We start from the raw sequence: 16,441 nt of genomic DNA, 5'->3' as shown, positions 1-16,441 counted from the left end.
GATCCGACTGACAGACAAGCACTAGAAGGGAACCGTCATGACCCTCAACGTCCTGCCTCCCGCGTCGACCGAGAGTGGTCTGCCGGAAGAGCCGCAGCGGAGCGAATCCGCTCCGCTGCGGCCCGCCCGCAAGAAGAAGCGCCCCTCGCTCCTGCCCTACGGGCTCATCGCTCCGGCAGCCCTGGCCGAGCTCCTAATCCACCTTCTGCCGATGGTGCTGGGCATCTGGATCGCGTTCATCACGCTCAACCAGCTCAGCATCGCCAACTGGGTCGATGCCCCGTTCGTCGGTTTCCAGAACTTCGTCAACGGGCTCAACCCGAATTCCTCAATCGGGGCCGAGTTCTACTCGGCTCTGGGGCGCACCATCGGGTTCACCATCATCGTGCTGGCGATCGCGTGGAGCATGGGAATGCTCGGCGCGGTACTCCTCACCACCTCGTTCCGAGGCCGGGGGATCCTGCGCACGCTGTTCCTCGTGCCCTACGCCCTGCCCTCGTACGTCGGCACCATTGCCTGGGCGTTCATGTTCAACCGCTCCGACGGCGCGATCAACCACTTCCTGGTCGATCAGCTCCACCTGTTCGGCGGCGACCGGCCGTTCTGGTTGCTCGGCGGCAACTCCTTCTGGGCGATCGTCATCGTGACCGCCTGGCAGATGTGGCCGTTCGCCTTCCTGATGCTTCTGGCAGCGCTCCAGAACATCCCCGGCGACGTCTACGAGGCGGCCGCTCTCGACGGTGCGAGCCTTTGGAAGCAGTTCACCCGCATCACGCTTCCGATGATCAAGCCGGCCAACGCCGTCCTGATGCTCATCATGGGCCTCTGGATCTTCAACCAGTTCAACGTGCCCTTCGTGCTGTTCGGCGCTGCGTCGCCGAAGGAGGCGACTCTCATCTCGCCCCTCATCTACCAGCAGTCGTTCTCGAACTGGAACTTCGGTCTCGGCGGTGCAATGAGCGTGCTGCTGCTGATCGTGCTCCTGATCGCCTCCGCTTTCTACATCCGCATGGTGCTTCCGAAGCCGAAGCCCGGAGAAGAGGACTAAGCCATGATCGTCACTCCCGGATTCAAGGTCTTCCGATTCTTCGGACTCGCCTTCCTTTCCATCGTCGTCCTGGTGCCGCTCTACGTAGTGGTCACGACGTCGCTCAAGCCCCTCGCCGACGTGCAGGGCGCCTTCACCTGGATCCCCTCGAACTTCACCATCAAGCCGTACTTCGACATCTGGGAGACGGTCCCGCTGGCGCAGTACTTCAAGAACAGCCTGATCGTGACCTGCTCGGCGACGATCCTCAGCGTGATCATGGCCGTTCTCGCGGCCTACGCTCTGGCTCGCCTGCGGTTCAAGGGTCAGCGACCTTTCAGCCTGGTGGTGCTGTCGACGCAGATGTTCCCCGGCATCCTCTTCCTGCTGCCGCTGTTCCTGATCTTCGTCCAGATCCGCAACGCCTCCGGTCTTCAGCTGACGGGCTCGTATGCGGGCCTCATCATCACGTACATGACGTTCTCGCTCCCGTTCTCGATCTGGATGCTGACCGGCTATTTCGCCAGCATCCCGAAGGAGCTCGAGGAGGCGTCGATGATCGATGGCACCGGCCGAATGGGTGCGCTCTTCCGCGTCATCATCCCGGTCGCGAAGCCCGGCATCATCGCCGTTGCGGTCTACGCGTTCATCACGGCGTGGGGAGAGGTGCTCTTCGCCTCGGTGCTCACGTCGAACGACACCCGCACCCTGGCGATCGGCCTGCAGGCCTATTCGTCCCAGCAAGACGTCTACTGGAACCAGCTCATGGCCGCTTCGGTCGTCGTCTCGCTGCCCGTCCTGATCGGCTTCATGTTCGTGCAGAAGCACCTGATCACCGGCCTCTCCTCGGGTGCCGTCAAGTAGTACCCGGAACGCCTGGCCGACGAGCACCAGACCGAAGGATCCCGCACAGCGCCGATCCACCCGGCCCAGAAGGGCAGACTGACACCATGCCACGCACACTCCTCCCGGGTCAGGTCTGCCAGATCCTGATCGTCGATGCCGTCACCGGTGAGACCGAGGTCGTCTTCGAGAGCGGCGAGGTGCTCGTCGAGGCTCCCAACTGGAGCCCCGACGGGCGGTGGCTCGTCGTCAACGGCGACGGGCTCCTCTGGCGGCTCCGGGTGGACGGGGGCGCGGCACAAAACGGGGGCGAGGCCGGCGACCGTGTGCTCGAGCCGGTCGAAATTGCCGGTGTGCCCGAGATCAATAACGACCACTGCATTGCGCCCGACGGATCGTCGATCGTGGTCAGCGCCAAAGACGGCCATCTCTACGAGGTGCCGTTCGACGGTGGCTCGGGCCGCCGGATCACCCGTGAGCACCCGGACGGCCGCGGCTACAAGAACTACCTGCACGGCGTCTCACCCGACGGCTCGACGCTCACCGTGATCGTCGGCGCGCGCCCGACGACGACGTCGCGGACGACGGACTGGCGCACCAACGTCGCCCTGGTGGCGGTGGCCGACGGAGCGACGACGTTCGTCACCGACGACGCCCACCCCGACGACGGCGCCGAGTTTTCGCCCGACGGCGCGTGGGTCTGGTTCAACACCGAACGGTTCACGACCGAGGCGGGGCACGCGCAGCTCGCGCGGATTCGGCCGGACGGATCGGACGTGTCGCGGATCCTCGTCTCTGACACGGTCGACTGGTTTCCGCACCCGTCGCCCGACCAGTCGCGGCTGGTTTACGTCGCCTACGGCGCCGGCACGCTCGGCCACCCGGAGAACCGTGACGTCGTGCTGCGCGTGATGAAACTCGACCGGGGCGAACCGCTGCCCGAGACGGCACGTGATCTGCTGCCGCTCTTCGGCGGCCAGGGCACGATCAACGTGGCCGGATGGGCGCCCGATTCGCGGCGGTTCGCTGCTGCCGCGTACCCCCTCGCTACGCGTCCCTGACCTGGCCGCCCTTGAGATAGAGCCGACGCTCGGCGCGACGGGCCACCGACGAGTCGTGGGTGACCATGATGAAGGTCAATCCCCGGTCGCGCCAGACGCCCTCGAGGAGCTCCATGATCTCGTCGCGGGTGGTCTCATCGAGCGATCCGGTCGGCTCGTCGGCGAGGAGCACTTGCGGCTCTTTGACCAGCGCGCGAGCGATCGCCACGCGCTGCTGCTGACCGCCCGAGAGCTCGGCCGGGAGGTGGTCGCCGCGCTCGCCGAGTCCGACGGATTCGAGGGCCGCCGCCGATTTCGCCTTCTGCTCGTCGCGCGACATCGACGACCTCGCGAAGGCGGTCTCGACGTTCTCGAGCGCCGTCAGCGTCGGAATCAGATTGAAGCTCTGAAACACGAAGCCGATCTCCTGCGCGCGGACGTCGGCGAGCTTCGACTCCGCGAGGCCCGACACCTTTTTGTCGCCCAGCAGCACTTCGCCCGAGGTGGGCTTGTCGAGGGCTCCGAGCATCTGCAGCAGCGTCGACTTGCCGCCGCCGGTGGGGCCCTGGATCGCGACCATCTGACCGGTCGGGATCTCGAGGGTGACCTTGTTCAAGGCCGTGATGGTGCGCTTCTTCTGCACGTACGTCTTGGTGACGTCTTTTAGCGTGTACATGGGGTTCCGTTCGGTTGAAGAGAGATCAGGATCCGCGGCCTACGCCACACTGCGAAGCGCCTCGGCCGGTCGCAGGCGCGATGCCCGCCACCCGCCGATCGCGCCGGCCAGGAGTCCGCCGATCACCGCGAGGGCGACCGCCACGACGATGATCGTCACTGCGATCGGGGCGTGCAGGCTGACCTCGGTGGTCGTCGTCGCGACCTGGGCGCCGAAGGATCCCGCGCCGCGCGTGGTTCCGCCTTCGGTGCCCGTGCCGGTGCCGCCCGCGGCGCCGCCCGGGGGAGTGCCGCCGCCCATGCCGCCGGCGGTGGTCGAAGCCGCGCCGCCCGAGAGCGTCGGGGCGATGATGTTGATGATCACGACGCCGAGGATTCCGACGACGACGCCGACCACTCCGCCGATGAGGCCCTGCACGAGCGACTCGCCGGCCACCTGGCGCACGATGCGCCCGTTTGACCAGCCGATCGCCTTCAGAGTGCCGAACTCGCGAGTGCGGCGAGTGACGCCCGAGACGGTGAACAGGATCGCGATCAAGAAGGCCGCGGCCAGCACGATGATCGAGAGCCAGGTGCCGAGGCTCGAGACGAGGCTCGACGCGGTCGAGAGCGAGCCGGAGACGCTCGAGGCCAGGTCGGACTCGGTCGAGACGGTGGCCTTGGGAAGCGCCTTCTCGAGTGCCGTCTTGACGGCGGAGACGTCGGTCGACGACTCGGCGCTCACGTAGACGGTGCTGATCTTGCCGTCGAGGTCGGCGACCTTCTGGGCGGTGTCGAGCGGCATGTACATGTCGGAGCCGGTGGTCGACGACGATGACGTCGAGGTGACGATGCCGACGACCTTGAAGGTCGTGTCGCCGATCTTCTTGGTGTCACCGACGGCGAGGCTCTCGGTCTTGGCGTAGGCGCTGTCGACGACGAGCACGTTCTTGCCAGCGTCGGAGGCGGCGAATGTCCGGCCCTTGGTCAGCTCGACGCTCGTGAGGGGGCCGACCGCGTCGGCGGTCACGCTGACGCCCGAGACGGTGGTCTGGTCGAACGAGAACGACCCTCCGCCGAAACCTCCGCCAGTGCCGCCACCGGGAGCACCGGTGGCCGTGCCCGTGGGCTCCTGCTGTGCGGCGCCGGTGCCGGATCCTTGGGTTCCGGTCGTTCCCGAATCCTGTTGCGTGGTGGTCCCCGAGAAGTCGTTGAGCTGCAGAGACAGCGTGGCGGCGGCGTTCTTGACGCCGGTCGTTTTCTCGACGGTGGCGAGGGCGGTGTCGGCAAACGTCACCGTGCCGCGGGCGGCAGTCAAACTCGACTGCGAGAGCGACGTGCTGTTGCCCGAGGTCGTGCCCCCGCCCGAGCCGAAGGTGAAGGTGGGGCGCCCGCCGGTCGACGACGGGGTCTGGGTCTGGCTGATGGTGATGTCGGTGCCGACGCCGTAGACGGATTCGAGAACGGTCGACTGCGCGGCCTTCACACCGCCCGCCACCGAGTTGACGATGATCACGAGCGCGATGGCGAGTGCCATGCCGGTCGCGATGATGGCCGTCTGCTTACGCCGGTTGCTCAGCTCCCGGAACAGATAGGTCAAGAACATGGGTCTCCTCTGGAGTGGTGCGGGGTCGTGGTGATCGTGCGAAGGGGGCGCACTCGCTCGCTGTGCGAACGTCAGAACCGTAGGGAGACGCGTTATGCCCGGACTATCGCGGGCCTATCAATCCCTGATGAGGCAGGTCCATTGCCCGTGTGGGAATTCCAGGGCTGGCTCATCAGGTCGTCACAGACGGCTCATAGAAAACCCCAGATACTTGAAAACGTGACCACTTCAGCCCCCATCACCGCACCCGCCGCTCCGCGCCTGACTCGCGCCGACGGCTCGCCCCTCCGCGTGCTCGTCGTCGACGACGAGAACAGCCTCACCGACCTGCTCTCCATGGCCCTCCGCTACGAGGGCTGGGAGGTCAAGGCCGCACCCGACGGGCAGACCGCCCTGAATCTCGCTCGCGAGTTCAAGCCCGACGCGATCGTGCTCGACGTCATGCTCCCCGACATCGACGGCCTCCAGGTGCTGGGCCGCCTCCGCAACGGCGGAGACGACACCCCGATCCTGTTCCTCACCGCGAAAGACGCCGTCGAGGATCGCGTCACGGGCCTGACCGCCGGCGGCGACGACTACGTCACGAAGCCGTTCAGCCTCGAAGAGGTCGTCGCCCGCCTCCGCGGCCTCATTCGCCGCTCCGCCGCCATGGTGTCGGAGGGTGGCGACTCGCGCATCGTCGTCGGCGACCTCGTGCTCGACGAGGAGAGCTACGAGGTGTCGCGCGCCGGTCGCGAGATCGAGCTCACCGCCACCGAGTTCGAGCTGCTCCGCTTTCTCATGCGCAACCCCCGCCGCGTGCTCTCGAAGGCGCAGATCCTCGACCGCGTCTGGAGCTACGACTTCGGCGGCAAATCCAGCGTCGTCGAGATCTACATCTCGTACCTGCGCAAGAAGATCGACGCCGGCGAAGAAGCCATGATCCACACCGTCCGCGGCGTGGGTTACGTGATCAAGCCCCTCTCGTGAGCTCGTTCCACCCCGCCAGTGCCGTCCGCGGGTGGGCTCGCTCGTGGCGCGGCCCGCTGACGCTGCGGCGTCGGCTGGTGCTGAGCATTGTCGCGATCTCGGCGTTGCTGGCGATTCTGATCGGCACCGTCAGCGTCATCGTGCTCCAATCCGTGTTGACGAACCAACTCGACTCGCAAGTGAGGTCCAGTCTCGGGCGGGCGACGGCTCAGCTCGGCATTCCCACTGCCGAAGCCGGAGTTGGCGGCGACGGTGGTCGTGGTCAGATCCCTGGGACGATCGAGGCCGTCGACAACGGGACCATGCAGGCACAAGTGCAGGTCGGCGAGACCGGCAAGCTGTCGACCATCTCAACTGCGGTGGGCGACAAGCTCCTGGCGATTCCGGCCACTGATGCAGAGGGCAAACCCTCCACGATCAATCTCGGAAGCTCGCTTGGCGATTACCGTGTGAAAGCGACGTCTTACACCGGCACCGCAGCCTCCGGGCAATCGGTTACGGTGACAGTGGCCATCGGGCTCCCGACCGACAGCGTCACCGGCCCCGTCTCCAAGCTGATCGCCGGCATCGCCATCATCGCCGCCGTCGGTATCGCCGTCGCCGTGTTCTTCGCACTCGTCACCGTCCGCTACGCCCTTGCACCCCTCGAGCGCATCGCCAACACTGCGTCGCGCGTCTCTGAGATGCCGCTCGACCGAGGCGAGGTCGCCCTCGACGACCGCGTTCCCGACGAAGACACCGACACCCGCACCGAGGTCGGCCGCGTCGGCGCCGCCATGAACCGCATGCTCGGTCACGTCTCGCATGCGCTCACGGCCCGGCAGGAGTCCGAGAACAAGGTGCGGCAGTTCGTCGCCGATGCCTCGCACGAGCTCCGCACTCCGTTGGCTTCGGTCCGCGGGTATGCCGAGCTGACCCGTCGCATGGGCAAAGACCTGCCCGAAGACGTCGTCTACGCGATGAGTCGTATCGAATCGGAGTCGGTCCGTATGACGTCGCTGGTCGAAGAGCTGCTGCTGCTCGCCCGACTCGACGAGGGCACCGACCTGGTGAAAAAGGAGGCCGACCTCACCCGGATCGTCCTCGACGCCGTCCACGACACACACGTCTCGTCGACCGGCCACACCTTCGACGTCTCGGTCGACGAGAAGCCGATCACCCTCCTCGGCGATCCGATGCGCCTCCACCAGGTGGTCGCCAACCTCCTGACTAACGCCCGAACCCACACGCCCGAGGGAACCGAGATCTGGGTGAACCTGGAGCGCGACGACGAGACGCACGAGGCGGTCATCACGGTGACCGACAACGGACCGGGCATCGACCCCGCCGTCATGCCGGTGCTGTTCGAGCGGTTCGCGAGGGCCGACAGCTCGCGTTCGCGCAAGGCCGGCTCGACCGGGCTCGGGCTCGCGATTGTTCAAGCCGTCGTTCAGTCGCACGGCGGCACGGTCACGGCGTCCAACGCCGACCCCGGAGCCGTCTTCACGGTGCGCCTGCCCTTGGAGCGCGCCCCTCAGGGCGCTTCGGCCCCGCTCCCCGCGCCGACCTCAGCTCCCGCTGTCTCGTAGCTGCTCGTCCCTTGTCAGTTCGGCGAGACTCCGCAAATGGCCCATCCCGCTCACGGTGATGGGCCATTTGTGGAGTCTCACCGCCTCACCCCGCCGGGGCGCAGGATCCTGCGGGGTGCGTCGAGCGCGAGACTCCAGTAGGTGCGGGTGCGGCAGGCCTGCACCCACGACTACTGGAGTCTCGGCGCCCGGGCGGCCCGGGCGGCCCGGGCGCCGCGGTGCAGGGGAGCGGGTGGCGTGAGCACGAGTTGCAGGATCCTGAACGGGCACCTATGCTTATCGAAGCCCAAGACCGCTGGTTGTCGGTGCCCGCTGCAAAGCAGGCGTCGGCCGAAGGTTCTCTTACAAGAGACGTCCCGCGCAGGTGTGTGAAGCTTTCAAGCTCCGTGCGTCTGCGCGGAGCTTTTTTTGTGCGATAACCGGGATTCGTAAGAGTCCACAGGGGCTGCCAGCATTCACACGTTAGGAGCGACATGGCGAACAAGGAAGCTTCGGTCGCCGAGCTCACGGAACTCTTCCGTAGCTCGACCGCCGTCCTGCTCACCGAGTACCGCGGCCTCTCCGTTGCTCAGCTCAAAACGCTGCGCACCGGTATCCGTGAGGACGCCACCTACGCCGTCGTGAAGAACACGCTCACCAAGATTGCGGCGAACGCTGCGGGGATTTCGTCGTTCGACGACGAACTCGCCGGCCCGTCGGCTATCGCTTTCGTTCACGGAGACCCTGTCGCCGTGGCCAAGAGCATGCGTGAATTCGCGAAGGCGAACCCCGAGCTGATCGTGAAGGGCGGTTACTTCGACGGTAACGCTCTGACCGCAGCCGAGGTCAACCAGCTCGCCGACCTCGAGTCGCGGGAGGTGCTGCTGGGCAAACTGGCTGGCGCCTTCAAGGCTTCGCTGTTCGGTGCGGCGTACCTGTTCCAGGCCCCGCTCTCCAAGACCGTTCGCACGGTCGAGGCGCTGCGTGCCAAGCAGGACACCGCTGCGTAAGCAGCTCGGTACTCGTTACAAGCACCACCACCCCACTTTTTAGAAACGCAATAAGGAGAAAACAATGGCAAAGCTCAGCCAGGACGAACTGATCGAGGCTTTCAAGGAGCTCACGCTCATCGAGCTCAGCGACTTCGTCAAGAAGTTCGAAGAGGTCTTCGAGGTCACCGCTGCTGCCCCCGTCGCCGCTGCCGGTGCCGCTGGCCCCGCCGCCCCCGCTGAAGAGGTCGAGGAGAAGGACTCCTTCGACGTCGTCCTCGAGGCCGCTGGCGACAAGAAGATCCAGGTCATCAAGGAGGTCCGTGCGCTCACGAGCCTCGGACTCGGCGAGGCCAAGGCTGTCGTCGACGGTGCCCCCAGCACCGTCCTCGAGGGTGCCAACAAGGAGACCGCCGAGAAGGCCAAGGCTGCTCTCGAGGCCGCCGGCGCCACGATCACCCTCAAGTAACTCAGCTTCACCAGCACCATCGGGAAAGCCCCGGGCCGAGAGGTCCGGGGCTTTCTCGCGTCCTGCTGTCGACCGCGGGCTCTAGCCGTCGGCCAGCCCCAGCTGCACAGCGAGGGCGATCGCCTCGCGCCGGTTCGTCGCCCCGAGCTTGCGGTAGATGCTGCGCACGTGGCTCTTGACGGTGTTGACCGAGATGAACAGCTCGTTGCCGATCTGGTTCAGGGTCGCTCCGGTCGCCAGGTGGCGCACGATCACGAGTTCGCGCTCACTGAGCGGGTCGGCCAGCACCACGGTCTCGGCAGGGGTCGTGCCCTGCAGACGTTCGAGCAGGGCTGCCACGCGAGCGGGTTGCTCACGGTCTGCCGCGCGCGTGAGCAGGCTGTCGAGCACCTCGTGAGGAAGCGGGCGATACGCCCAGGTCGTTCCGTTCGTCGCTGACATCAGCAGCGAGCGGTCGAAGGCGATGTTCGAGGCGACGCGATTGCCGAGGTCGTCTTGTGCGGCGGCGACGATGGCGAAGATCTGCGCTCGTACGCGGTCGGAGTGGAGGTCGCCGAGGGCGATGCAGTCGGCGAGGGTGTCGAGGGCCGCCTGCGGATCGCCCAGCAGGAACGAGGCGAGCGCCCCCACCCGTGCCGGGCATGTCACGTGGTGCTGCCCCGGCTCGAGATCTGCCATCGCCTGCCGTGCTTCGACGACTTCGCCGAGCGTGCGGAGCACTTCGGAGCGAAGGATCCGAGACGCCGAGTCGAGCACCTGATCCCCCGTGAAGGAGGCGAGAAGCCGCGTCACCCGGCCGAGCAGATCGAGCGCCTCGATCTCACTGCCGGCCGCGTGGCGCGCGAGCGCCTCGGCGAACGCCGCGTGGGCTTCCCACTCGGTTCCGCGACTGGCGACGCGGACATCACGGAGCTGCGTCTCGAGGTCGTGGGGAACAGCGTCGCGCTCGATCAGCAGGTGGAACCGCGTGATCTGGGCGAGCGCGCCGAACCCGCTGCGGAGCAGCTCGGTGCCGTCGGCCTGCTGTGCGGCGAGTTCGATCTGCCTCTCGGCGCGGGCGAAGTCGCCGAACTGGAAGGCGACGTAGGCGAGTGCCGAGTGGCATTCGACGCGTTCGGCGGTCGGGAGGTGCTCGCTCGCCAGCCCCTCGGCGAGCGACAGGGCGAAAAGGGCTTCGTCGTAGGCGCCGAGGTGCACGCGCACGAGACCGAGTTGCAACGAGAACGAGGCGCTCAGGTCGATCCGTCGGCTGATCTCGAGCGAGGTGTCCTGCTCGATCATCGCCCGCGCGGTCTCGAGGTGCGTGCGGGCGGCATTCACGTCGCCGAGGGTGCGGAGCGTCGCTGCGAAGTGGACGAGGTAGCCCGCCCGCACGTCGATGGGACTCTCCGGGTCGGCCTTGATGTTCTTGTCGACGGCGCGGAACCAGGGGAGCGCGGCACTTCGGCTCGTCGACCCGATCGACCGGTGGCTGACCGCGAGCGCGAGCAGGATCCGGGCGCGACCGCGCCATTCGGATTCGGGCACGCTGCGCACGGCCTCGCGAAGCCTCGCCCCCTGGATCGGCGCGATCTGCGGCCACATCCTCTCGACGGTGTCGAGCATGGTGCGATTGTCGAGCTGGAGTGCCGTCGAGGTTTCGGGTTCGACGGTCGTGTCGTTTCGGGAATTCACGGGATTACCTCTGCCACATCGGGTAGTTCCCCGCTCGGGACGGGGAATGCGGCGGTCGGGAGGAGAGCGGAAGGTCGATCATCGGGCGGACCGGGTGTCGGGAGGTCTTCCGTGAGTCCCCCCTGGCTTCCGTGCCCCTACCCGATCAACATCATAAACTGAGATTTCTTTTTCAACCGGGGAATTCGCAAGTCCACCCCAACTGGGGTCAGCCCTCTGCCGCCGCCTCGCCTCGTTCGACAGGCCTACAGTGACGGAATGAGCAAGGGCACGCCGTGAGCAAGATGGATTCAGTCGCTTCGGGCGGAGGCATGCGGGGCGCTCGTGGGGGCGGCGGTCGGCCGGGCGGGCCCGGCCGGGTATCCGGAGCCGATGCCAAGGCGCAGCGGGCCGCGAATGCCGAGGCCCCTCGGATCCCGGATCTCTTCGGGCGGATCCGGAGCCTGTTCTCGCCGTACCGTCGGGCGATCGTCGTCACCGTCGTTCTCGTGCTGATCTCGGCGGGCATCAGCGTGATCCCGCCACTGCTGACCCAGCAGGCGTTCGACCGCGGGCTCTTCCCCGCGGGCGGGCCCGACATCCCCGTGTTGACCAGGCTCGTCGGCGCGATGGTGGGGCTGTGGGTGCTGTCCGCCGGTATCGGCGTGTGGCAGACCTATCTCACGGCGACCGTCGGAAACAAGGTCATGGGAGCCCTCCGCATCCGCCTCTTCGGGCACCTGCAGCGTATGGAGCTCGCGTTCTTCACCCGGACGAAGACGGGCGTGATCCAGTCGCGGCTGCAGAACGACGTCGGCGGTGTGGCCAACGTGCTGAGCAACACGATCTCGAGCGTGCTCGGCAACACCGTCACGGTCATCGCGGCGTTCGTCGCCATGCTGCTGCTCTCGTGGCAGATGACCGTGGTCGCGGTCATCCTGCTTCCCCTTCTCGTCATCGCCCAGCGCCGGGTCGGTCAGGTGCGGGCGCGAATCGCGACGCAGACGCAGGAGTCGCTGTCGGACATGACCGCCATCACGCAGGAGACCCTCAGCGTCTCGGGGATCCTTCTCGCCAAGAGCTTCAACCAGCAGCGCACCGAGGTGGAGCGGTACTCGGCCGAGAACCGCACCCAGATCGGTCTGCAGGTCCGGCAGACGATGAGCGGGCAGGGCTTCTTCGCCGTGGTGAGCATCTTCCTCACGATCATCCCGGCAGTGATCTACGTGGTCGCCGCGTATCTGATCCAGGGCGGCGTCGACGTGACAGCGGGCACGATCGTGGCCTTCACGACCGTGCAGTCGCGGCTGACGTTCCCGCTCATGGCCCTGCTCCGGGTCGCCCTCGACATCCAGACCTCGGGGGCCCTGTTCGCGCGCATCTTCGAGTACCTCGACCTGACCCCCGCCATTCGCGAGCCGGCCGAGGCCAAGCCGGTCGATGAGGCGGGCCTCGGGCGAGTGGCGTTCGACGACGTCTCGTTCTCGTACCCCGACGCCGAGCCGGGGCAGAAGACGCTCGACGGTCTCACTTTCGACATCGAGCCGGGGCAGTTCGCGGCCTTCGTCGGGCCGTCCGGGGCGGGCAAGACCACGATCTCGTATTTGATCCCGCGGTTCTACGAGGCTTCGGGCGGAGCGGTCCGTTTCGCCGGGTCGGACGTCCGCGACCTCGACCAGGAGTCACTCGTCGGCAACATCGGCATCGTGAGCCAGGAGACCTACCTGTTCCACGCCACGATCGCCGAGAACCTGCGGTACGCGCGGCCCGAGGCCTCCGACGAGCAGCTGATCGAGGCGGCGCGCCAGGCCAACATCCACGAGACGATCGCCTCGTTCCCCGACGGGTACGACACGGTGGTGGGGGAGCGGGGGTATCGGCTCTCCGGTGGCGAGAAGCAGCGGATCGCCATCGCCCGGGTCCTCCTGAAGGATCCGGCGGTCCTCGTGCTCGACGAGGCCACGTCGGCGCTCGATTCCGTCTCGGAGCGCATCGTCCAGACCGCGCTCGACACGGCGACTCGGGGGCGGACGACGATTGCGATCGCCCACCGCCTCTCGACCGTGCGCAGCGCCGACGTGATCTTCGTCGTGCGGGCGGGTCGGATCGTCGAGCGGGGAACCCACGACGAGCTCGTCGCAGTCGGCGGCCTCTACTCCGAACTGTACGAGCAGCAGAGCAGCGCTGTCGCCTGATCGGTCGCTCGTGCCGCTCGGAGCGTGCCCGCCCTACCGGCGTCATGCTCCGGTGACGCGGAGGTGCGATCTATAGACTCGATGAGTGAAGTACGCGGAAACCGTCATCGACCTCATCGGCAACACGCCTCTCGTCAAGTTGAACCGGGTCACGGAGGGAATCGCCGCGACCGTTCTGGTCAAGGTGGAATACCTCAACCCGGGCGGCTCGTCGAAGGATCGCATCGCGACCCGCATCCTCGATGCCGCAGAGCGCGACGGGCACCTCAAACCCGGTGGCACCATCGTCGAGCCGACGAGCGGCAACACCGGTGTTGGGCTCGCTCTCGTCGCCCAGCAGCGCGGCTATCGCTGCATCTTCGTGCTGCCTGACAAGGTCGGCGAAGACAAGCGCAACGTGCTGACGGCCTACGGCGCCGAGATCGTCGTGACTCCGACGGCGGTCGCCCCCGACAGCCCCGAGTCGTACTACAGCGTCTCCGACCGCCTGGTGCGCGAGACGCCCGGTGCGTTCAAGCCGAACCAGTACGAGAACCAGAACGGCCCGCTCAGCCACTACGAGACCACCGGCCCCGAGATCTGGCGCGACACCGACGGAGCCCTCACCCACTTCGTCGCCGGTGTCGGCACCGGAGGCACCATCAGTGGCACTGGCCGATACCTCAAGGAGGTGTCGGAGGGACGCGTCACGATCGTCGGCGCCGACCCGGAGGGCAGCGTCTACTCGGGCGGCACCGGCCGCCCCTATCTCGTCGAGGGCGTCGGCGAAGACTTCTGGCCGGGTGCCTACGACGGGTCGGTCGTCGACCGGATCATCGCCGTCTCCGACGCCCAGTCGTTCGACATGACTCGCCGCCTCGCCCGCGAGGAGGGGCTGCTCGTCGGCGGATCGAGCGGCATGGCGGTCGTCGCTGCGCTGGAGGCCGCGCGCGACCTCGGCCCGGACGACACCGTGGTGGTGCTGCTGCCCGACAGCGGGCGCGGCTACCTGGGCAAGATCTTCAACGACCGATGGATGCGCTCGTACGGCTTCAGCGACGAAGGAGCCGAGAAGACCGTCGGCGACCTGATCGCGTCGAAGAGCGGCGCCCTGCCCGACCTGGTGCACGCCCACCCCTCCGACACCGTGCGCGACGTCGTGCAGATAATGGCCAAGTACGGCGTCTCTCAGATGCCCGTCCTCTCAGCCGAGCCCCCTGTCGTCATCGGCGAGGTCGTCGGAGCCGTCGACGAGCGGGCGCTCCTCGAGCAGGTGTTCTCCGGCGCCGCGCAGATGACGGATCCCGTGGCGAAGTTCATCGGCGCGCCCCTCGCCCTCGTCGGACTCAACGAGCCCGTGACGACGGCGCGACGCGCCCTGGAGAAGAACGACGCCCTCCTGGTCACCTCCGACGGCAAGCCCGCCGCCGTCGTGACCCGCCACGACCTGCTCGCCTACCTGTCGGAATGACCGAGAAAGCTCCCATGACCCACGACGAATCAGCCCACGCCTTCGAGACCCGCGCGATTCACGCCGGGCAGGAGTTCGACCCGACCACCGGCGCGATCATCCCGCCGATCTACCAGACTTCGACGTTCGTCCAAGACGGCATCGGTGGCTTTCGAGGGGGCTACGAGTACGGGAGGTCGGCGAACCCGACCCGCGACTCGCTTCAGACGCTCCTCGCGAGTCTGGAACAGGGATCCTCGGCTTTCAGCTTCGCTTCCGGTCTCGCGGCCGAAGACGCCCTGCTGAGGTCGGTGCTCACGCCGGGCTCGCGCGTGCTGATGGGGAACGACGTGTATGGCGGTACCCACCGTCTCGTCAATCGAGTCTGGGCCCCGTGGGGCGTCACTCTCGAGACGGTCGACATGAGCGACCTCGACGCGGTGCGCGCCGCCGCCCGACCGGGCGAGACAACAGTGCTCTGGGTCGAGACCCCGTCGAACCCGCTGATGAAGATCACCGACATAGCCGGCCTCTCCGAGATCGGCCGGGCAGCTGGCGCGCTTGTCGTCGTCGACAACACGTTCGCGTCTCCGTACGTCCAGCAGCCGATCACGCTCGGCGCCGACGCGGTGGTGCATTCCACGACGAAGTACCTCGGCGGCCACTCCGACACCCTCGGCGGCGCCGTGGTCGTGAACGATGACGAGCTCGCCTCGAAGGTCGGGTTCATGCAGTTCGGCGCGGGCGCCATCTCGGCGCCCATGGAGGCGTGGCTCACCGTTCGAGGCATCAAGACCCTCGGCGTGCGCGTCGACCGCCACTCCGACAACGCACAGCTCATCGCAGACGCTCTGGTCTCGCACCCGGCCGTCGAGACCGTCTACTACCCGGGTCTCGAGTCGCACCCCGGGCACGCTCTCGCAGCGCGCCAGATGAAGCGGTTCGGCGGCATGCTGTCGGTCGGGCTCGCGGGCGGGCCTGCCGCAGCCAAGACGTTCGCCGAGTCGACGGAGCTCTTCCAGCTCGCCGAGTCTCTCGGAGGCGTGGAGTCGCTCATCGGCTACCCCTCCGAGATGACACACGCGTCGGTCAAGGGCACCGAGCTCGAGGTGCCGGAGAACGTGATCCGGCTCTCGGTCGGCATCGAGTCGGGCAACGACCTCCTGGCCGACGTGCTGCAGGCGCTCGACCGTATCTGACCCACCGCCGTCCGGCCCGAGGCCCCGGTTCTTTCCCTTCGCGCAGAGCGAAGCGGAAGGATCCCGGGGCCTTCGTCGTTCCCGCACCTCCAGCACCCGACATATCAAGTATTGATTCACGCGCAACCCCAAGGTACTATTGACATCTAGAATGTCAGCACCCTGGAGGCTGTTCCATGACCGTCATCACCCGCTCAGAGAGCCGACCCGCCCCCGGGCAAAACCTGGGTTGGGCCATCGGCGAGGCGACCAGTGGCGACGGGCTTCCGAGGTCGTCCGAATCGGTCGTGAAAAGGGGTGTCGACGTCGTCGGCGCGGCAATCGGGCTCGTCGTCCTCTTCCCGTTCCTGTTGCTCGTGGCCCTCGCCATCCGCCTTTCGACCCCGGGAGCAGCGCTTTACCGTCAAGAACGCGTCGGTCTCGACGGGCGTCCGTTCTCCATCGTCAAGTTCCGCACCATGTACACCGACGCCGACCAGCGACTGGCCGCTCTCAAAGCCCAGGGCTCGTTCGCCGGCCCGCTCTTCAAGCTCGAAAACGACCCGCGCGTCACCCGCGTCGGCCGGTTTCTCCGCAAATTCTCGATTGACGAGCTGCCGCAGCTCTGGAACGTCCTGCTGGGTGACATGAGCCTCGTCGGCCCGCGCCCCGCTCTGCGATGTGAGGTCGACGCGTATTGCCCGCGAGCGCTCCGCCGTCTCGAGGCCGTTCCCGGGATGACGGGCGCATGGCAGGTCGGAGGGCGAAGCGATCTCACCTGGGAGCAGAGTCTCGATCTCGACGTCGGCTACGTCGATGGCTGGTCGCACCGGGTCGACGCC

14 protein-coding genes are annotated in these 16,441 nt (G+C 67.0%); 11 read left to right on the top strand and 3 right to left on the bottom strand.

The window, feature by feature from the left end:
* Positions 1–37 precede the first annotated feature (37 nt).
* The 3 genes from ASF54_RS05495 to ASF54_RS05485 all read left to right on the top strand — a co-directional run bounded on the left by ASF54_RS05495 (position 38) and on the right by ASF54_RS05485 (position 2,931).
* Positions 38–1,048 (top strand): carbohydrate ABC transporter permease, encoded by a 1,011-nt coding sequence (locus tag ASF54_RS05495; RefSeq protein WP_055959614.1) that lies wholly within the window; start codon positions 38–40, stop codon positions 1,046–1,048.
* A gap of 3 nt (positions 1,049–1,051) precedes the next feature.
* Positions 1,052–1,891, top strand: coding sequence for a carbohydrate ABC transporter permease (locus tag ASF54_RS05490; protein WP_055959613.1), 840 nt, complete (start codon positions 1,052–1,054; stop codon positions 1,889–1,891).
* A gap of 86 nt (positions 1,892–1,977) precedes the next feature.
* Entirely contained in the window at positions 1,978–2,931 is a 954-nt protein-coding gene (locus ASF54_RS05485) for a TolB family protein (RefSeq protein WP_055959611.1), read from the top strand.
* Here the strand turns inward: ASF54_RS05485 and ASF54_RS05480 are convergent.
* Positions 2,918–3,586 carry an ABC transporter ATP-binding protein gene (locus ASF54_RS05480; RefSeq protein WP_055959609.1) on the bottom strand — a complete coding sequence of 223 codons (669 nt, stop codon included), beginning with the start codon at positions 3,584–3,586 and terminating at the stop codon, positions 2,918–2,920. The two genes, ASF54_RS05485 and ASF54_RS05480, sit on opposite strands and share 14 nt — an antisense overlap.
* A 39-nt stretch (positions 3,587–3,625) precedes the next feature.
* Entirely contained in the window at positions 3,626–5,170 is a 1,545-nt protein-coding gene (locus tag ASF54_RS05475) for an ABC transporter permease (RefSeq protein WP_055959608.1), read from the bottom strand.
* A 207-nt stretch (positions 5,171–5,377) separates the two neighbouring features.
* Between ASF54_RS05475 and ASF54_RS05470 the strand changes: the two genes are divergently transcribed.
* The 4 genes from ASF54_RS05470 (at position 5,378) to rplL (ending at position 9,144) form a co-directional block, all read left to right on the top strand.
* Positions 5,378–6,139 carry a response regulator transcription factor gene (locus ASF54_RS05470; RefSeq protein WP_055962145.1) on the top strand — a complete coding sequence of 254 codons (762 nt, stop codon included), beginning with the start codon at positions 5,378–5,380 and terminating at the stop codon, positions 6,137–6,139.
* Positions 6,136–7,707: a sensor histidine kinase gene (locus ASF54_RS05465; protein WP_055959605.1), complete on the top strand. Its 1,572-nt coding sequence runs from the start codon at positions 6,136–6,138 to the stop codon at positions 7,705–7,707. The genes ASF54_RS05470 and ASF54_RS05465 overlap by 4 nt, the downstream gene beginning before the upstream one ends.
* A 473-nt stretch (positions 7,708–8,180) precedes the next feature.
* Positions 8,181–8,696: a 50S ribosomal protein L10 gene (rplJ, locus tag ASF54_RS05460; protein ID WP_055959603.1), complete on the top strand. Its 516-nt coding sequence runs from the start codon at positions 8,181–8,183 to the stop codon at positions 8,694–8,696.
* A gap of 64 nt (positions 8,697–8,760) precedes the next feature.
* Positions 8,761–9,144, top strand: a complete 384-nt coding sequence (gene rplL, locus ASF54_RS05455) for a 50S ribosomal protein L7/L12 (protein ID WP_055959601.1) — start codon at positions 8,761–8,763, stop codon at positions 9,142–9,144.
* Between the two features lie 81 nt (positions 9,145–9,225).
* Here rplL and ASF54_RS05450 read toward each other — a convergent pair whose 3' ends face one another.
* Positions 9,226–10,818, bottom strand: coding sequence for a helix-turn-helix transcriptional regulator (locus ASF54_RS05450; protein ID WP_055959599.1), 1,593 nt, complete (start codon positions 10,816–10,818; stop codon positions 9,226–9,228).
* A gap of 284 nt (positions 10,819–11,102) precedes the next feature.
* On the opposite strand from ASF54_RS05450, the gene ASF54_RS05445 reads away from it, so the two are divergent.
* The 4 genes from ASF54_RS05445 to ASF54_RS16635 form a co-directional block, all read left to right on the top strand.
* On the top strand, positions 11,103–12,992 hold the full coding sequence (locus ASF54_RS05445; RefSeq protein ID WP_084815968.1) for an ABC transporter ATP-binding protein: 1,890 nt from the start codon (positions 11,103–11,105) through the stop codon (positions 12,990–12,992).
* An 85-nt stretch (positions 12,993–13,077) separates the two neighbouring features.
* Entirely contained in the window at positions 13,078–14,442 is a 1,365-nt protein-coding gene (locus tag ASF54_RS05440; protein ID WP_055959595.1) for a cystathionine beta-synthase, read from the top strand.
* A 14-nt stretch (positions 14,443–14,456) separates the two neighbouring features.
* Positions 14,457–15,620, top strand: coding sequence for a cystathionine gamma-synthase (locus ASF54_RS05435; RefSeq protein ID WP_055962142.1), 1,164 nt, complete (start codon positions 14,457–14,459; stop codon positions 15,618–15,620).
* A 176-nt stretch (positions 15,621–15,796) separates the two neighbouring features.
* Positions 15,797–16,441 (top strand): sugar transferase (locus tag ASF54_RS16635; RefSeq protein ID WP_162237098.1); only part of this gene is annotated, 645 nt, incomplete at its 3' end.

It is taken from the genome of Frondihabitans sp. Leaf304 (genome assembly GCF_001423105.1).
Taxonomy (GTDB): Bacteria; Actinomycetota; Actinomycetes; order Actinomycetales; family Microbacteriaceae; genus Frondihabitans.
Note: the sequence above shows the minus strand (reverse complement) of the source record. Positions and strands in the feature narration are given on the sequence as shown.

Coding starts and splice junctions, on each gene's coding strand:
- ASF54_RS05495 (WP_055959614.1), top strand. CDS start 38: ATGACCCTCAACGTCCTGCCTCCCGCGTCGACCGAGAGTGGTCTGCCG.
- ASF54_RS05490 (WP_055959613.1), top strand. CDS start 1,052: ATGATCGTCACTCCCGGATTCAAGGTCTTCCGATTCTTCGGACTCGCC.
- ASF54_RS05485 (WP_055959611.1), top strand. CDS start 1,978: ATGCCACGCACACTCCTCCCGGGTCAGGTCTGCCAGATCCTGATCGTC.
- ASF54_RS05480 (WP_055959609.1), bottom strand. CDS start 3,586: ATGTACACGCTAAAAGACGTCACCAAGACGTACGTGCAGAAGAAGCGC.
- ASF54_RS05475 (WP_055959608.1), bottom strand. CDS start 5,170: ATGTTCTTGACCTATCTGTTCCGGGAGCTGAGCAACCGGCGTAAGCAG.
- rplJ (WP_055959603.1), top strand. CDS start 8,181: ATGGCGAACAAGGAAGCTTCGGTCGCCGAGCTCACGGAACTCTTCCGT.
- rplL (WP_055959601.1), top strand. CDS start 8,761: ATGGCAAAGCTCAGCCAGGACGAACTGATCGAGGCTTTCAAGGAGCTC.
- ASF54_RS05445 (WP_084815968.1), top strand. CDS start 11,103: ATGGATTCAGTCGCTTCGGGCGGAGGCATGCGGGGCGCTCGTGGGGGC.
- ASF54_RS05435 (WP_055962142.1), top strand. CDS start 14,457: ATGACCCACGACGAATCAGCCCACGCCTTCGAGACCCGCGCGATTCAC.